Here is a 14,380-nt window from a genome sequence, read left to right as displayed (position 1 = left end):
TTCCTGTTTACGCCTGGTCGGCTTGGTAGACGAGGCCAATCTGGCCGCGCATGGTGTCAAGGTTGCGCATCAGCGCCACGCTGTCGGCGTGCGGCATGAGGGGACTTTCCAGCAGGCCAGCGCGGATGCAGCGCATCGCTTCGATGGCCTCGTGCGCGTAGCCATTGCCCAGGTGCGGCGCGGCGACGACGCGGCGTGCGCCATCCATCGTTTCGACGATCAGCTGATCGGGCTTGTAAAAGCGGCTGGGCAGGCGGATGCGTCCCAGGCTGCCGGAAATGGTCATTTCCGTGGGGGTCTGCGCGCGCAGGCTGCAGGCGCAGGACGAGGTGCCGCCGCCCGCGTGCAGCAGCGAGAACACGACCTGCTCATCGACGCCCGTGACGCCCATCTCGGCCAGCGCCTGCACCTGCGATACGGGGCCGAGGAAGAAGGCCGCCATCGACAGCGGATAGATGCCCACGTCGAGCAACGCACCGCCGCCCAGTTCCGGGTTGAACATGCGGTGTTCGGGCGGGAAATTGGCGACGAAGCCGATATCAGCCTGCACCTGCCGCGGCACGCCGATCTCGCCGCTGGCGATGATGCGCTGCGCTTCCTGCACGGCGGGCAGGAAACGGCTCCACATGGCTTCCATCAAAAACAGCTTTTTCTCGCGCGCCATGTCAACCACGGCCTGCGCTTCGCGCGCATTCATGGTGAACGGTTTTTCGCACACGACGTGCTTGCCGGCGGCCAGGCACAGCAAGGCGTTTTCCGCATGCAGGGTGTGCGGCGTGGCGATGTAGATCACGTCCACGTCAGGGTCCATGGCCAGCCCCTCGTAGGAACCGTGGCAACGCCCGATGCCGAATTCGGCGCCGAAAGCCTGTGCGCCAGCCTCGCTGCGCGAGGCGACCGCCACCAGTTGCGCACCGGGCGCGTCACGCAAGCCATTGGCCATCGCGCGGGCGATCTTGCCGGTGCCGAGGATGCCCCAGCGGACGGTATTTTCCATACTATTGATCTCTTTCTGCGCCAGCCGCCTTGCGCTTCGGGCGGAACACCGCCGCGTCATTGTAAAAATCGTCGTCCTGGCCTTCACACCAGCCGGGCAAACCCAGTACGGGCAGCGGCGTGAAGTCCGCCGTGGTGAGGCCTTGCTGCGCCAGGTCTTGCGCCACCCGCTCGTCGAGCCAGGCGCGGCGTGCCGCATCGTCGAGCGCAAAGTAGGCGTCGCCGGCGAAGATCACGCGCGTGTGCGCCGTGATGGCCTTGCGCGGCGCTACCAGTTTTTCCATCAGCGCGTGGCCGAACAACCAGACATCGGCGTCGCCGCCCGCGCCAAATTTGTCGCGCTGCGCGATGAACGCGCTGCGCCAGTCGTGCCCGCGCAAGGCCGCGTCCAGCGCGCGCCCTGCGTCGCTGTCGCGCAGCACCAGCAAGGCGGAATTCTCGTCAAAAATCGTCGCGCCATCGCGCGCGGGACCGCGCGATTTTCCGACGCCGGACAGGGCGATCTGCGCCGCCTGCAGCGCATTCAGCTGCCGCTTGATGCGGGGGAAGGTCAGCCACACGAGGGCGTTGAAAAAATCGTGCAGATTGTCGCGCGTGGGCACGCCGCCCGTCGCACCGATGAACTCTTCGTAGGCCACGCCTTCAGGCAGGTCCGCTTGCGGCACGAAAGCCAGCGGCAAGCCGGTGGGATTGCGCAAGTCCAGCGCCCGCGCCCGTGCGTTCAGCGCGGCAATCACCGTGTCGCGCTGCAGATCCAGCTGCCGTCGCGCCGGCAGCACCGTGGCAAACCAGGGGCGGGTCCAGTCTATCGATGGCAGCATGAACGCTTAGACCATTTTCCAGTTGATCTGCTCGCCCGCGTTGAGCGGAATGACATGGCTGTCGCCCAGCGGCAGCGAGGCCGGCAAGGTCCAGCTTTCGCGCTTCAAGGTGATGGTGTCCGTGTTGCGCGGCACGCCGTAGAAAGCCGGACCGTGGAAGCTGGCAAACGCTTCCAGTTTATCGAGCGCGCCGGCCCGTTCGAACGCTTCCGCATACATTTCCATCGCGTGCAGGGCCGTGTAGCAACCGGCGCAGCCGCAGGCCATTTCCTTGGCGCCTTGCGCGTGCGGCGCAGAATCGGTGCCGAGGAAGAAACGCTCGTCGCCGCTGGCGGCGGCCGTCATCAGGGCCAGGCGGTGCTCTTCGCGTTTCAGGATGGGCAGGCAGTAGTAATGGGGGCGGATGCCGCCCTTGAAAATCTCGTTGCGGTTGTACAGCAGATGATGCGCCGTGATGGTGGCGGCGATCGGGCCTTCCGCTTCGGCCACGTACTGCGCCGCATCCTTGGTGGTGATGTGCTCGAACACGACGGACAGGGCCGGGAAGGCGCTGCGCAGCGGACGCATCACGCGCTCGATGAAGACGGCTTCGCGGTCGAAAATGTCGATTTCCGGGTCCGTCACTTCACCGTGCACGAGGAAGGGCATGCCCACTTCCTGCATCACTTCGAGCACCTTGTAGCAATTCTTCAAGTCCGTCACGCCCAGGTCGGAATTCGTCGTCGCGCCAGCCGGATACAGTTTCACAGCCTGCACAATGCCGCTATCTTGCGCGCGGCGAATTTCGTCGGGCGAGGTGTTGTTCGTCAGGTACAGCACCATCAGCGGATCGAAGTTTACGCCTTGCGGCACGGCGGCCAGGATGCGCTCGCGGTAGGCGCTGGCATCGGCCGTGGTGGTGACGGGCGGTTTCAGGTTCGGCATGACGATGGCGCGGCCGAACTGGCGCGCGCTGTGCGGCAGCACGCTGGCCATGACGGCACCGTCGCGCAGGTGCAGATGCCAGTCATCCGGCCGGGTGATGGTGATGGAAGATGGAACGGCGACTGGGGTGTGATCGAGTGTGGACATGGCGGCTGCTCTCAGGCGGTCATTGCGAATAGCGCCATTTTACCAGTCGCGGGGCAGCCTTAGCGGCCAGGGTGCGTGAGGAAAACCGGGCGCAAGCGTACTGTGAACGCAAAAACAGCCGGTGAAGGCCGGCCGCTTTTATCGAGAAAACTTGGGATCAGTGAATGATCTTGGCCAGGAAATCGCGCGCGCGGTCCGAGCGCGTCGTGTTGAAGAAGTCGTCCTTGCTGCAATCTTCGATGATCTTGCCCTGGTCCATGAAGACGATGCGGTTGGCCACGCGCTTGGCAAAGCCCATTTCGTGCGTGACGACCATCATGGTCATGCCTTCCTGCGCCAGGCCCACCATCACGTCGAGCACTTCGTTGATCATTTCAGGGTCGAGCGCCGATGTCGGCTCGTCGAACAGCATGGCAATCGGATCCATCGACAGCGCGCGGGCGATCGCCACGCGCTGCTGCTGGCCGCCCGACAGCTGGCCCGGGAATTTGTCCTGCTGCGACAGCAGGCCCACGCGGTCCAGGTATTTCAAGCCCTTGGCATTGGCTTCGTCGGCGCTGCGGCCCAGCACCTTGATCTGGCCGATGGTGAGGTTTTCGCGGATCGACAGGTGCGGAAACAGCTCGAAATTCTGGAACACCATGCCGATGCGCGCGCGCAGTTTCGACAAATTCGTTTTCGGATCGTTGACGCTGATGCCGTCGACGAAGATCTGCCCCTGCTGGATCGGCTCGAGGCCGTTGACGGTCTTGATCAGGGTCGACTTGCCGGAGCCGGACGGGCCGCAAATGACCATCACGTCGCCCTTGGCGACCTCCGTGGTGCAGTCGGTCAGTACCTGGAACTGGCCATACCATTTGCTGACGTTATTGAGTTCAATCATCTTGTTCTTTCTTTTACGGTTAGCGAATGATGGCGACGCGTTTCTGCAGGCGTTTTACCAGGAACGACAAGGCATAGCACAGCACGAAATACACGACGGCGACAAACACGTACATCTCCACCAGGCGGCCGTCGCGCTGGGCGATCTTCGAGGCGGCGCCGACGAAATCGGGGATCGACAGCACGTACACGAGCGACACGTCCTGGAACAGCACGATGGTTTGCGTCAGCAGCACGGGGATCATGTTGCGGAACGCTTGCGGCAGCACGATGAAGGCCATGGTCTGCGAGTAGTTCATGCCCAGCGCCTGGCCGGCCCAGACCTGGCCGCGCGGGATCGACTGTATGCCGCTGCGCATGATCTCGCAATAGTATGCCGCCTCGAACATGATGAAGGTGATCAGCGCGGAGGAGAACGCGCCCACTTTCACGGGTTCTTCCGCGCCGATGATCCAGGCGGCGATGTACGGCACCAGGAAGTAGAACCAGAAGATCACCAGCACCAGCGGGATCGAGCGTATCAGGTTGACGTAGCTCGACGCCACGCCCGAGATGAGGCGGCTGCCGGACAAGCGCATCAGCGCCAGCAGGGTGCCCAGCACGATGCCGCCCACCATGGACAGCGCCGTCAGTTTCAGGGTGAAGATCATACCGGTCTGGAACAGGTAGACCCACGAGCGGGAGATGACATCGAAGTCGAAATTACCGAACATATCAATGTCCTCCCGTCTTGGCGCCGGCGACGATGAAGCCCGGAATGGCGACCTTTTTCTCGATCAGGTACATCAGCACCACCACCAGCAGATTGACGACGACGTAGATGATGGTGGCGGCCGAAAACGCTTCGAATACCTGGAACGAGAATTCCTGGATGGCGCGCGCGCTGGCCGTCAGTTCGATCAGGCCGATGGTCAGGGCCACGGAACTGTTCTTGATGATGTTCAAAAATTCGCTGGTCAGCGGCGGCATGATGACGCGTGCGGCCATCGGCAGCAAAATGAAGCGGTAGGTTTGCGGCAGGGTCAGGCCCAGCGCCGTGCCGGCCAGTTTCTGCCCGCGCGGCAGCGCCTCGATGCCCGTCGTGACCTGCACCGCCACGCGCGAGGAGGTAAAGAATCCCAGGCACAGCACGGCCGTGACGAACGGCGCATTTGGCAGCGACTTGACCCATGCGCCCAGGTCAGGCGGCAGCAGTTCCGGCATGACGAAATACCAGAGGAACATCTGCACCAGCAGCGGCACGTTGCGGAACAGTTCGACGTAGGCATTGGCCACGCCCACCAGCCATTTGTTCGGCAAGGTGCGGATGGTGCCGATCACCAGGCCCAATATCAGCGCCATGATCCAGGCCGTACCGGCCGTGGCCAGGGTCCAGATCAGGCCGGACCACAGGGTGTCCATATACGTGCCCACGCCATCGGGAGAAATCTCCCAGAAAATGCGCCAATTCCAGTTGTAATTCATGATCATCCTTCGCATGCAGCCCGAGGACAGCGGCCAGCCGGCCACCCGCCCCGCAAATAAAACGGGAGGCTTGCGCCCCCCGATTTGTTACGCAATCTTTACTTTTTCCGCTTGTCCGACGTCTTCTGCGCTTCCGGTACGGCCGCATAGGCCGCCGGGTCACCGGAGTCGGTCGGGTTGGCAAACACGGCCTTCAATTGCGGCGGCATGGGGAATTTGAGGTTGATGTTTTTCGGCGGGATCGGCGAGGTAAACCATTTCGCGTAAATGCGGTTGATGTCGTCGCTCTTGTACAGGCGGGTCAAGGCATCGTCGACCACTTTCTTGAAAGCGGGATCGCCCTTGCGCAGCATGATGCCGTACGGCTCGACCGACAGCGCTTCCTTGGTGATTTCGTAGTCGTTCGGGTTTTTCGAATTGGCCACTTGCGACGCCAGCAAAATGTCGTCGTTGGCTTCGGCCACCGCGCGGCCCGTTTCCAGCATCAGGAACGATTCAGGATGGTCCTTGCCGACGGCGATATTCATGCCCAGGTTTTTTTCCTTGTTCAGGATCGTCATCTGCTTGATGGTCGAGGTGCCGGCAGTGGCAACCAGGGTCTTGCCGCGCAAGTCTTCCAGGGTCTTGATGTTCGAGGATTTTTTCGACAGCACGCGGTTGCCGATGACGAACATGGTGGGGGCGAATGCCACCTGCTGCTGGCGCTCCAGGTTGTTCGTCGTCGAGCCGCATTCGAGGTCGATGGTGCCGTTGGCCATCAGCGGGATGCGGTTGGCCGAGGTGACGGGGCTCATCACCACTTTCAGTTCGCTCAGGCCCAGATGCTTTTGCAGGGCCGTGACGACTTTCATGCACAGGTCGATCGAGTAACCCTGGTATTGCTGTTTGTCATCGAGATAGGAGAAGGGAACGGAGCCGTCGCGCACACCGAGCGTGACGGAACCGGCTTTCTTGATCTTGGCCAAGGTGCCGGTCAATTCCTGAGCCTGGACTGGCGACATGCTGCTGATGACACCGACGCTGAGCAGCGTGGCGATGATTTTGGTCAATTTCATAAATTCTCCTGGGCGGACAAACCGGATGGACTCCGAACGAAACAACTGTGGTGCAGACGCCACCATTGGAATTAATTTTATTTCATTTTCAGCACCGGACCAGCCATTTTCTGCGATTGCCCGCAAATAGGCGCTATACCCGCGCCGGAATCAGCGCGGCTGTAGCATTTTTCCTACTGATTTCACATTCCCGATTTATTTTGCCGGCGCCAGACCCGCCAACTCGTCCTCTTGCGCCTCATCATCCATATTCGCCTGCTGGCGTTGCCACATCTGCGCGTACAGGCCATTCGCGGCCAGCAATTGCGGATGCGTGCCCCGCTCGACGATGCGGCCATGGTCGAGCACCAGGATTTGCTGGGCGTCGGCCACCGTCGACAAACGGTGCGCAATCACCAGGGTGGTGCGGTTTTTGGCGATCTCTTTCAGCTGCGACTGAATCGCCTGCTCGGCCTTTGAGTCGAGTGCGGACGTGGCTTCGTCGAAGATCAATATCGCCGGGTCTTTCAGCAAGGTGCGGGCAATCGCCACGCGCTGCTTTTCGCCACCCGACAGTTTCAAGCCCCGCTCGCCCACCATGGAGTTGTAGCCATCTGGCAAGCTTTCAATAAAATCATGTATCGATGCCGCTTTGGCGGCCGCCACGATGGCCTCCTTGCTGGCGCCCGGCTTGCCATAGGCGATGTTGTATTCGATGGTGTCGTTGAACAGCACCGTGTCTTGCGGCACGATGCCGATGGCCGCGCGCAGGGAATCCTGCGTGATGCCGCGCAAGTCCTGGCCATCAATGGTGATGCCGCCGCCATCGACTTCATAGAAGCGGAACAGCAAGCGCGACAAGGTCGACTTGCCCGAGCCGCTGTGGCCCACCACGGCCGTCGTCGTGCCTGCAGGAATCTGGAAATCCACGTCGAACAGGATTTGCCGCTTGGCTTCGTAGCTGAAATTCACGTGGTCAAAACGCACGGCCGCGCCCCGCGTGACGAGCGGCTTGGCGTCCGGCGTATCGGCGATTTCACGGTTTTCGTTCAGCAAGGAAAACAGGCGCTCCATGTCGGCCAGGCTTTGCTTGATTTCGCGGTAAATGACGCCCAGGAAATTGAGGGGAATATACAGCTGGATCATGAAGGCGTTCACCAGCACCAGGTCGCCCAGGGTCATCGTGCCGGCGATCACGCCCACCGTGGCGCGCCACAAAATCAAGGTGACGGCCGTGGCGATGATCAGGGACTGGCCCGTATTGAGCAGGGAGAGGGAAGTCTGCGATTTCACGGCCGCCGATTCATAGCGCTGCAAGCCTTCATCGTAGCGCTTCGCCTCGTAATCTTCGTTGCCGAAATATTTCACGGTTTCATAGTTGATCAGCGAATCGATGGCCTTGGTATTCGCTTTGGAATCGAGGTCGTTCATGGTGCGGCGGAAATGCGTGCGCCAGTTCGTCACCAGCACGGTAAACGCGATGTAGGACACCAGCGCCACGGCCGTGATCACGGTGAACCAGATGTCGTAATGCAAGACCAGGTAACCGAGCACGAGGGTGATTTCCACCAGGGTCGGCAAGATGTTGAACAGGGTGTAGGAAATGAGCGAGCCGACGCTGCGCGTGCCCCGTTCGATGTCGCGCGTCATGCCGCCCGTCTGTCGGTTCAGGTGAAAGCGCAGGGACAGCGCATGCAGGTGGCGGAACACTTGCAGGGCGATGGTGCGCACGGCCCGCTGCGTGACCCGGGCGAACAGGAATTCGCGCAATTCCGTAAACAAGGTGGTCGACAGGCGCAGCAAGCCGTAGGCCACCAGCAAGCCGACGGGCAGCACCAGCAGCGCTTGCGGATGGGCCGCCGTGATCGTCATGGCGTCGACGAGTTTTTTCAGGATCAGGGGCACACCCACGTTGGCCAGCTTGGCGCCCACCAGGCATAGCAGCGCCAGCAATACTCTCCATTTGTAGACCCAGAGATACGGCAGCAAGGTCTTGATGGTGGCGAAATCGCTGTGGCTGGCGGAGGCTGGCGAGCGGGGCGGAGGGGGAGTCTGGGAACGGCGCATGGCGAATGTCGGCTTTTTATGGTTCAATCGGGGCAATTGTAGCCTTTCATGAGAATAAAAGATGAGCACCTCCCCCGACCGCCCCGACAACTGCCTCGCCTCCGGCCTGCCCGCCGGAAAAATGCCGGAATTGCGCATGATGCCCGCGCCGTCCGACGCCAATGTGTACGGCGACGTCTTCGGCGGCTGGATCATGGCGCAGGTCGATATCGCCGGTTCCCTGCCGGCCACGCGACGCGCCAACGGCCGCGTCGCCACCATTGCCGTCAATTCCTTCGTCTTCAAAAACCCCGTCTTCGTCGGCGATCTGCTGTCCTTCTACGCCGACATCGTCAAGGTCGGCAATACCTCGATCACCGTCAATGTCGAGGTATATGCCGAGCGCAACCGCCTGCAGGCGTGCATCGTGAAAGTCACGGAAGCAACCCTGATCTATGTGGCGACGGACTCCGACCGCAAGCCGCGCAAGGTGCCGCCGATCGAGACCTTGCTGTCGTCTTGATTGTCGCAATAATCCCACGTTTTATTTTCAGACAGCATGGATAGCCAGCGCCGCATCTTCCTGCAGAGCGCTGCGCGCATCACGGCGCTGGCCGCCGCCGGCAGCGTGCTGTCCGGTTCCAGCGCGAGCGCCGCCACGCGCATGAATGGCGCGGGTTATCCGTTTGCGCTAGGTGTCGCTTCCGGCTCGCCGTTACCTGATGCGGTGGTGCTGTGGACGCGCATCTGCTACGACCCGCTGCACGCAGCCGCCACGCCCGCCATCGCCCTGACTGTGCGCTGGGAAGTGGCCGAAGACGAGGCGTTTCGCCGCATCGCCGCCAAGGGCCAGGCCACGGCCATGCCCGCTCTCGCGCACAGCGTGCACGTCGACGCGGGAGGTCTCGCGCCCGGGCGCTGGTACTGGTACCGCTTCATGCTGGGCGACGCCGTCAGTCCCGTGGGACGCACGCGCACGGCGCCCGAGCCCGGCTCCATGCCTGCCTCGCTGAAACTGGCCGTCGCCTCATGCCAGCACTGGGAATTCGGCGCGTATGCGGCGCACCGGCACATCGCCGCGGCCGCGCCCGACCTGGTGGCCTTCCTCGGCGACTACATCTATGAATGGGGGCCGTACCAGCTCCAGCATCCGAGCCGGGCCGTGCGCACGCATGAAAGTTTCAGCCTGGACGACTACCGCGCCCGCTACGCGCAATACAAGAGTGACCAGGATTTGCAGGGCGCCCACGTGGCCGCGCCGTGGATCGTCACCTGGGACGACCATGAAGTGGCCAACGATTACGGCAATGACCGCGACGAGTTGCTCACGTCCACCTTTTTGCAGCGCCGCGCGGCTGCCTACCAGGCGTTTTATGAACACATGCCGCTGCGTTTGCTGCCGCTGGGACGGCGGGGCTTTGTCGACATGCGCATCTACCAGCGCTATGACTGGGGCCGGCTGGCGCGCTTCCACATGCTGGACGACCGGCAATACCGCGCCCACCACGCGTGCGCCAAACCGGGCCGCGGCGGTTCGAATTCCGTCACCACGCGCAACTGTCCCGATTTGCTGAAACCGCAGCGCACCATGCTGGGGGAGGAACAGCAGCGATGGCTGCAAGCCGGCCTCGACGACTCCCCGGCGCGCTGGAATATTCTGGCCCAGCAAACCCTGATGGCGCAATCGAGCCAGGTGCCGATTTTGCGGCCCGGCGACGAGCGCATCTGGACCGATGGCTGGGATGGCTACCCGATGGCGCGCCAGCACCTGCTCGACGCCTTGCGCAGCAGCAAGGCCAGCAACCCGCTGGTACTGTCAGGCGACGTGCATACTTTCTATGCCACCGAACTGAGCCGCAATGCCATGCGGCCCACCAGCAAGAGCAATCCCGTGCTGGCCACCGAGTTTTGCGGCACCTCCATCACGTCGAGTTCCCGTCCGCAGGCGCGCACGGAACAGTACGTGGCGATGAACCCGCATATCCGTTACGGACGCAGCGACAAGCGCGGCTATATGTTAATGGAGATCACGCCAAAAAAAACCACGACCCTGTTCCAGGGCCTGGACAACGTGCGCGACGGCGCATCGAGCATCGCGACACTGGCCAGCTTTGTCGTGCGCGACGGCAAGGCTGGCGTGCAACGCATCTAGCACATGCTTTTCAATCCATCGCGGTAGCGCCGGCTGACGGGCACTTCACCGCCCGTGGACAGCACGGCGCGCGCATCGCCCGATTCCAGCGGCACGATGCTCCGCACAAATACAAGGTTGACGATATAGCTGCGGTGCACGCGCACAAAGCGTTTACCATCCAGGCGGCGCTCGATGGCGGCCATGGTCGAGCGCAGCGGATAATCGTGGCCGCGCACGTGCAAATTCACATAATTGCCCCAGGCCTGTATCCATTCGATGTCGCCGGCGGGCAAGAGAAAATCCTTGCCCAGCTTGCGCACCAGGAAGCGTTCCGGCTGCAACACCGGTTCCACGGCCGGGCCTTCATCGGGTTCGCCCAGCAGGGTCGCCTCGCCTTGCCAGCGCATCAGCAGCAGCTGGTAAAAGCCCGTGAACAACAAGATGGAGAAGTAAGTACGCACATCCTTGACGTATTCGTATGGCAATTCACGCCACCAGTTACCGAAATCGTAATCGCTGCCGGCGCTCCAGTAGGCCAACTTGCGCAAGGCCACCATGGCCAGCACATGCACGAGGCTGTAGACCAGCGAGGCGGCCAGGTGCCAGCGCAGGTTCTGGCGCTGGAATAACAGGTGCAGCGGCCGCAGCTGGTTGGCCAGGATCACCAGCGGCACCAGCGCCAGCAACACCAGGTTGCTGCTCCACTCCCACACGGCCACTTCCCAGAAAGGCGTAGCGAGCCCCGCGCGCTGACGGTCGATCCAGCTGATCCAGCAGTTGAGCGACGTTTGCAGCAGATACAGGACGATCCAGAAAACTGGTTCGGCGATCTGGCGCCAGCGTTGATATCGTTGCAATAAATCGGTGGAAGACAGGCGCATGGTGTCGGACGGTGAATTAGTTGCATGATTGTAAGGTCCCAAAGCCGTCCCGGCATCACCGCTCGTCACAAACAGCCCGCAATTGGTCACTTTTCGCTGGTTCGCCCTGCGCGGCCTGCCTATGCTGGGGCCTTCCCTTACCAATGGATCCCGCGACCATGACCACCAATTCTCGCCGTTACGATATCGACGCCTTGCGCTTTCTTGTCTTCAGCCTGCTGATCTTCTACCACACGGCCATGCTGTACCTGGACGGCGCCGCCTTCCACATGAAGAGCAGCTACCTGACGGAAACGTTGAACTATCCCATGGTCTTTATCAACCGTTGGCGCATGGAAATCGTGTTCCTCATTTCCGGCGTGTCCTGCGCCATGATGACGCAAACGTCCCGAGGGGCCTTCCTGCGGCGCAGGGTCAAGCGCCTGTTGTTGCCCCTGCTGTTTGGCGTGCTCGTGGTGATACCCGTGCAGCCGTATTGCGAAGGCGTCACGAACGGCTTGGTCGAGCCTGGCTATGGACAATTTCTGCTGGATTACTTTGGCGGCCATGCCTGGCCGGCTGGCGCATTTACGGGCTGGAAGACCAGTTTTACCTGGAATCATCTGTGGTATCTCGTGTATTTGTTGCTGTACACCATCGTGCTGGTGGCGCTGCAGCCCCTGCTGGCCAAGGCAAGGCCGCTGTTTACGGGGTTGCGCGGCTGGCGCCTGTTGATCCTGCCAGCCCTGCCGGCGCTGGCGGCAACGGCCTTCCTGAAACTGCGCTATCCGGAAAACCACGCGCTGGTGAAGGACTGGTACGCGCACGCCATCTATTTCACCATGTATCTGTATGGCTGGTGGCTGGGCAATGACAAGGGAGTGTGGCAAGAGCTGGTGCGCTTGCGCTGGCATGCGCTGCTGCTGGCGCCCTGCGCGTTTGCCGTGTATCTGGGCTTTGACCTGGTGTATTCGGAGAACCTGCTGACCTGGGCCTCGTTCGGCTCCTGGCCCATGCGCAACCTGTACATGTGGCTGGCCATCTGCGCCATCCTGGGCTGGTCGCACACCTTGCTCAATACACCGTTTGCCTGGCTGCCATGGGCGCGCCAGGCCGTCTTTCCCTGGTACATATTGCACCAGAGCGCGATCATCGTGCTGGCCTACTGGCTCGTGCCGCTGAAGCTTGGGCCAGTGGCAGAACCGCTGCTGATACTGGCCGGCACGGTGGCGACTTGCTGGCTGGGGACGTCGCTGCTGATCAGCAAGGTGAACTGGTTGCGCCCCTGCTTCGGCTTGCCCGCCCGCCCAGGCCAAAACCTGGCGGCGGACACGGCCCTGGCAGCGAATTAGGCAACCTTCTTTTCGTCGCGTAATTGACGGCGCAAGATCTTGCCAACGTTGGTCTTCGGCAATTCATCGCGGAACTCGATGTATTTCGGTTTCTTGTAGGCCGTCAATTCATGCTTGCAATGCTCGCGGATCTGTTCCACCGTCAGGTTCGGATCCTTGCGCACGACAAACACTTTCACGGCTTCGCCCGCGTTGGCGTCCGGCACGCCGATGCAGGCGCATTCCAGCACGCCCGGGCACGACGCAACCACGTCTTCCACTTCGTTCGGATACACATTGAAGCCGGACACAATGATCATGTCTTTCTTGCGGTCCACGATTTTTACGTAGCCGCGTTCATCCATGACGCCCACGTCGCCCGTCTTGAAGTAACCGTCGGCCGTCATCGATTTGGCCGTCTCGTCCGGACGCTGCCAGTAACCGGCCATCACTTGCGGGCCGCGCACGGCGATCTCGCCCGGCTCGCCCAGCGGCACTTCCACGCCATCGTCGTTGAGAATCGCCACTTCCGTCGAAGGGAAAGGCAAGCCGATGGTGCCCGTAAATTCCGTGATATCGACGCGGTTGCCCGTCACCACGGGCGACGTTTCCGACATGCCATAGCCTTCGATCAGCGGGCAGCCGGTCAGTTTCAGCCAGCGTTCGGCCACGTTGCGCTGCAAGGCCATGCCGCCGCCATTGCACACTTTATAGCTGGAGAAATCGAGCTTGGCGAAGTCGGCATTGTTCAGCAGCGCGTTGTACAGGGTATTGACGGCCGGGAAAACGACGATCTTGTGCTTGGACAATTCCTTGACGAAACCGGGGATGTCGCGCGGGTTGGGAATCAGCACGCTCATGCCGCCCAGGCGCATGCCCATCAGGGCGCTGACGGTCAGCGAATAGATGTGATACAGGGGCAAGGCACACATGAATCCCATCGAGGTGGCGCGCATTTCAGGCGTCATCACGGGCGACATCCACGCCTCGTTTTGCAGCACGTTGGCGATCACGTTACGGTGCAACAACATCGCGCCCTTCGACACGCCCGTCGTGCCGCCCGTGTATTGCAGGAAGACGATGTCATCATGGCCCTGCTGCACCGGCGTCAGGCTCAGGCGTGCGCCTTCAGCCAGCATCTTGTTGAAACTGACGGCGCCCGGCAAGGAAAACGCGGGCACCATTTTCTTGATCTTGCGCACGACGAAGTTGACGATGGTACCCTTCAGTCCGCCGAGCATGTCGCCCATGGTGGCGACGATCACATGCTTGACCTGGGTATGCGGCAATACCTGCTCCACCGTGGTGGCGAAGTTTTCCAGCACGATGATCGCTTCGCTGCCCGAATCGGTCAGCTGATGCTGCAATTCTCGCGGCGTGTACAGCGGATTGACGTTGACTACCGTATAGCCGGCGCGCAAAATCGCCGCCATCGCCACCGGATACTGCAGCACGTTCGGCAGCATGATCGCCACGCGCGCGCCCGTCTTCAGGCCCTTGCTTTGCAGCCATGCGCCCATCTGCAGCGACAGCTTGTCCAGCTCGCGGTAGGTCAGGAATTTATCCATGCACACGAACGCGTTGCGGTCCGCATATTTCTGGAACGACTCTTCCAGCAAATGCGTGACGGAACGGTATTGCGTGCAATCAATCTCTGCGGGAACGCTGTCCGGGTACGACTTCAACCAAATCTTGTCCATCTCGCCTCATCTTTATCTGTAAAAGGGATGCGCCTCCTGGC

The 14,380-nt window shown here is 61.6% G+C and carries 13 protein-coding genes; 3 read left to right on the top strand and 10 right to left on the bottom strand.

Going from position 1 to position 14,380, the window contains the following annotated elements; genetic code table 11:
- Positions 1-7: 7 nt before the first annotated feature.
- The 8 genes from ACPJXG_RS01195 to ACPJXG_RS01160 form a co-directional block, all read right to left on the bottom strand.
- Positions 8-997, bottom strand: coding sequence for a Gfo/Idh/MocA family protein (locus ACPJXG_RS01195; RefSeq protein ID WP_425253140.1), 990 nt, complete (start codon positions 995-997; stop codon positions 8-10).
- Position 998: 1 nt separating this feature from the next.
- Positions 999-1,817 carry a DUF3025 domain-containing protein gene (locus ACPJXG_RS01190; protein ID WP_035822854.1) on the bottom strand — a complete coding sequence of 273 codons (819 nt, stop codon included), beginning with the start codon at positions 1,815-1,817 and terminating at the stop codon, positions 999-1,001.
- A gap of 6 nt (positions 1,818-1,823) precedes the next feature.
- Positions 1,824-2,888: a dihydroorotase gene (gene pyrC / locus ACPJXG_RS01185; RefSeq protein ID WP_035822857.1), complete on the bottom strand. Its 1,065-nt coding sequence runs from the start codon at positions 2,886-2,888 to the stop codon at positions 1,824-1,826.
- Between the two features lie 157 nt (positions 2,889-3,045).
- The gene (locus ACPJXG_RS01180; protein WP_176389655.1) at positions 3,046-3,771 is read right to left on the bottom strand and encodes an amino acid ABC transporter ATP-binding protein; all 726 of its coding nucleotides are present in this window, start codon (positions 3,769-3,771) and stop codon (positions 3,046-3,048) included.
- 19 nt (positions 3,772-3,790) lie between these two features.
- On the bottom strand, positions 3,791-4,483 hold the full coding sequence (locus ACPJXG_RS01175; RefSeq protein ID WP_035822860.1) for an amino acid ABC transporter permease: 693 nt from the start codon (positions 4,481-4,483) through the stop codon (positions 3,791-3,793).
- A gap of 1 nt (position 4,484) precedes the next feature.
- Positions 4,485-5,234 carry an amino acid ABC transporter permease gene (locus ACPJXG_RS01170; protein WP_035828381.1) on the bottom strand — a complete coding sequence of 250 codons (750 nt, stop codon included), beginning with the start codon at positions 5,232-5,234 and terminating at the stop codon, positions 4,485-4,487.
- Positions 5,235-5,332: 98 nt separating this feature from the next.
- Positions 5,333-6,289 (bottom strand): amino acid ABC transporter substrate-binding protein, encoded by a 957-nt coding sequence (locus tag ACPJXG_RS01165; protein ID WP_425253139.1) that lies wholly within the window; start codon positions 6,287-6,289, stop codon positions 5,333-5,335.
- A gap of 195 nt (positions 6,290-6,484) precedes the next feature.
- Positions 6,485-8,335, bottom strand: coding sequence for an ABCB family ABC transporter ATP-binding protein/permease (locus ACPJXG_RS01160; protein ID WP_425253138.1), 1,851 nt, complete (start codon positions 8,333-8,335; stop codon positions 6,485-6,487).
- A gap of 136 nt (positions 8,336-8,471) precedes the next feature.
- Here ACPJXG_RS01160 and ACPJXG_RS01155 point away from each other — a divergent pair, with 136 nt between their 5' ends.
- A complete protein-coding gene (locus tag ACPJXG_RS01155) occupies positions 8,472-8,837 on the top strand; it encodes an acyl-CoA thioesterase (RefSeq protein WP_223278886.1) in 366 nt (121 codons plus the stop codon).
- A 36-nt stretch (positions 8,838-8,873) separates the two neighbouring features.
- On the top strand, positions 8,874-10,466 hold the full coding sequence (locus ACPJXG_RS01150) for an alkaline phosphatase D family protein (RefSeq protein WP_425253137.1): 1,593 nt from the start codon (positions 8,874-8,876) through the stop codon (positions 10,464-10,466).
- Here the strand turns inward: ACPJXG_RS01150 and ACPJXG_RS01145 are convergent.
- Positions 10,463-11,329 (bottom strand): LytTR family DNA-binding domain-containing protein, encoded by an 867-nt coding sequence (locus tag ACPJXG_RS01145; protein ID WP_425253136.1) that lies wholly within the window; start codon positions 11,327-11,329, stop codon positions 10,463-10,465. The genes ACPJXG_RS01150 and ACPJXG_RS01145 overlap by 4 nt on opposite strands.
- A 158-nt stretch (positions 11,330-11,487) precedes the next feature.
- Here ACPJXG_RS01145 and ACPJXG_RS01140 point away from each other — a divergent pair, with 158 nt between their 5' ends.
- Entirely contained in the window at positions 11,488-12,660 is a 1,173-nt protein-coding gene (locus ACPJXG_RS01140) for an acyltransferase family protein (protein WP_425253135.1), read from the top strand.
- On the opposite strand, the gene ACPJXG_RS01135 is transcribed toward ACPJXG_RS01140, so the two are convergent.
- Entirely contained in the window at positions 12,657-14,339 is a 1,683-nt protein-coding gene (locus ACPJXG_RS01135; RefSeq protein WP_425253134.1) for a long-chain-fatty-acid--CoA ligase, read from the bottom strand. The genes ACPJXG_RS01140 and ACPJXG_RS01135 overlap by 4 nt on opposite strands.
- Positions 14,340-14,380 lie beyond the last annotated feature (41 nt).

It is taken from the genome of Janthinobacterium sp. NFX145 (genome assembly GCF_049810325.1).
Taxonomy (GTDB): Bacteria; Pseudomonadota; Gammaproteobacteria; order Burkholderiales; family Burkholderiaceae_D; genus Janthinobacterium; species Janthinobacterium rivuli.
This window is presented reverse-complemented; position numbering and strand designations above follow the sequence as displayed.

Bases quoted from the DNA above. Each gene is read 5' to 3' on its own strand.
- ACPJXG_RS01170 (WP_035828381.1), bottom strand. From the start codon at position 5,234: ATGAATTACAACTGGAATTGGCGCATTTTCTGGGAGATTTCTCCCGAT.
- ACPJXG_RS01195 (WP_425253140.1), bottom strand. From the start codon at position 997: ATGGAAAATACCGTCCGCTGGGGCATCCTCGGCACCGGCAAGATCGCC.
- ACPJXG_RS01155 (WP_223278886.1), top strand. From the start codon at position 8,472: ATGATGCCCGCGCCGTCCGACGCCAATGTGTACGGCGACGTCTTCGGC.
- ACPJXG_RS01150 (WP_425253137.1), top strand. From the start codon at position 8,874: ATGGATAGCCAGCGCCGCATCTTCCTGCAGAGCGCTGCGCGCATCACG.
- pyrC (WP_035822857.1), bottom strand. From the start codon at position 2,888: ATGTCCACACTCGATCACACCCCAGTCGCCGTTCCATCTTCCATCACC.
- ACPJXG_RS01140 (WP_425253135.1), top strand. From the start codon at position 11,488: ATGACCACCAATTCTCGCCGTTACGATATCGACGCCTTGCGCTTTCTT.
- ACPJXG_RS01135 (WP_425253134.1), bottom strand. From the start codon at position 14,339: ATGGACAAGATTTGGTTGAAGTCGTACCCGGACAGCGTTCCCGCAGAG.
- ACPJXG_RS01145 (WP_425253136.1), bottom strand. From the start codon at position 11,329: ATGCGCCTGTCTTCCACCGATTTATTGCAACGATATCAACGCTGGCGC.
- ACPJXG_RS01175 (WP_035822860.1), bottom strand. From the start codon at position 4,483: ATGTTCGGTAATTTCGACTTCGATGTCATCTCCCGCTCGTGGGTCTAC.
- ACPJXG_RS01180 (WP_176389655.1), bottom strand. From the start codon at position 3,771: ATGATTGAACTCAATAACGTCAGCAAATGGTATGGCCAGTTCCAGGTA.
- ACPJXG_RS01165 (WP_425253139.1), bottom strand. From the start codon at position 6,289: ATGAAATTGACCAAAATCATCGCCACGCTGCTCAGCGTCGGTGTCATC.
- ACPJXG_RS01160 (WP_425253138.1), bottom strand. From the start codon at position 8,335: ATGCGCCGTTCCCAGACTCCCCCTCCGCCCCGCTCGCCAGCCTCCGCC.
- ACPJXG_RS01190 (WP_035822854.1), bottom strand. From the start codon at position 1,817: ATGCTGCCATCGATAGACTGGACCCGCCCCTGGTTTGCCACGGTGCTG.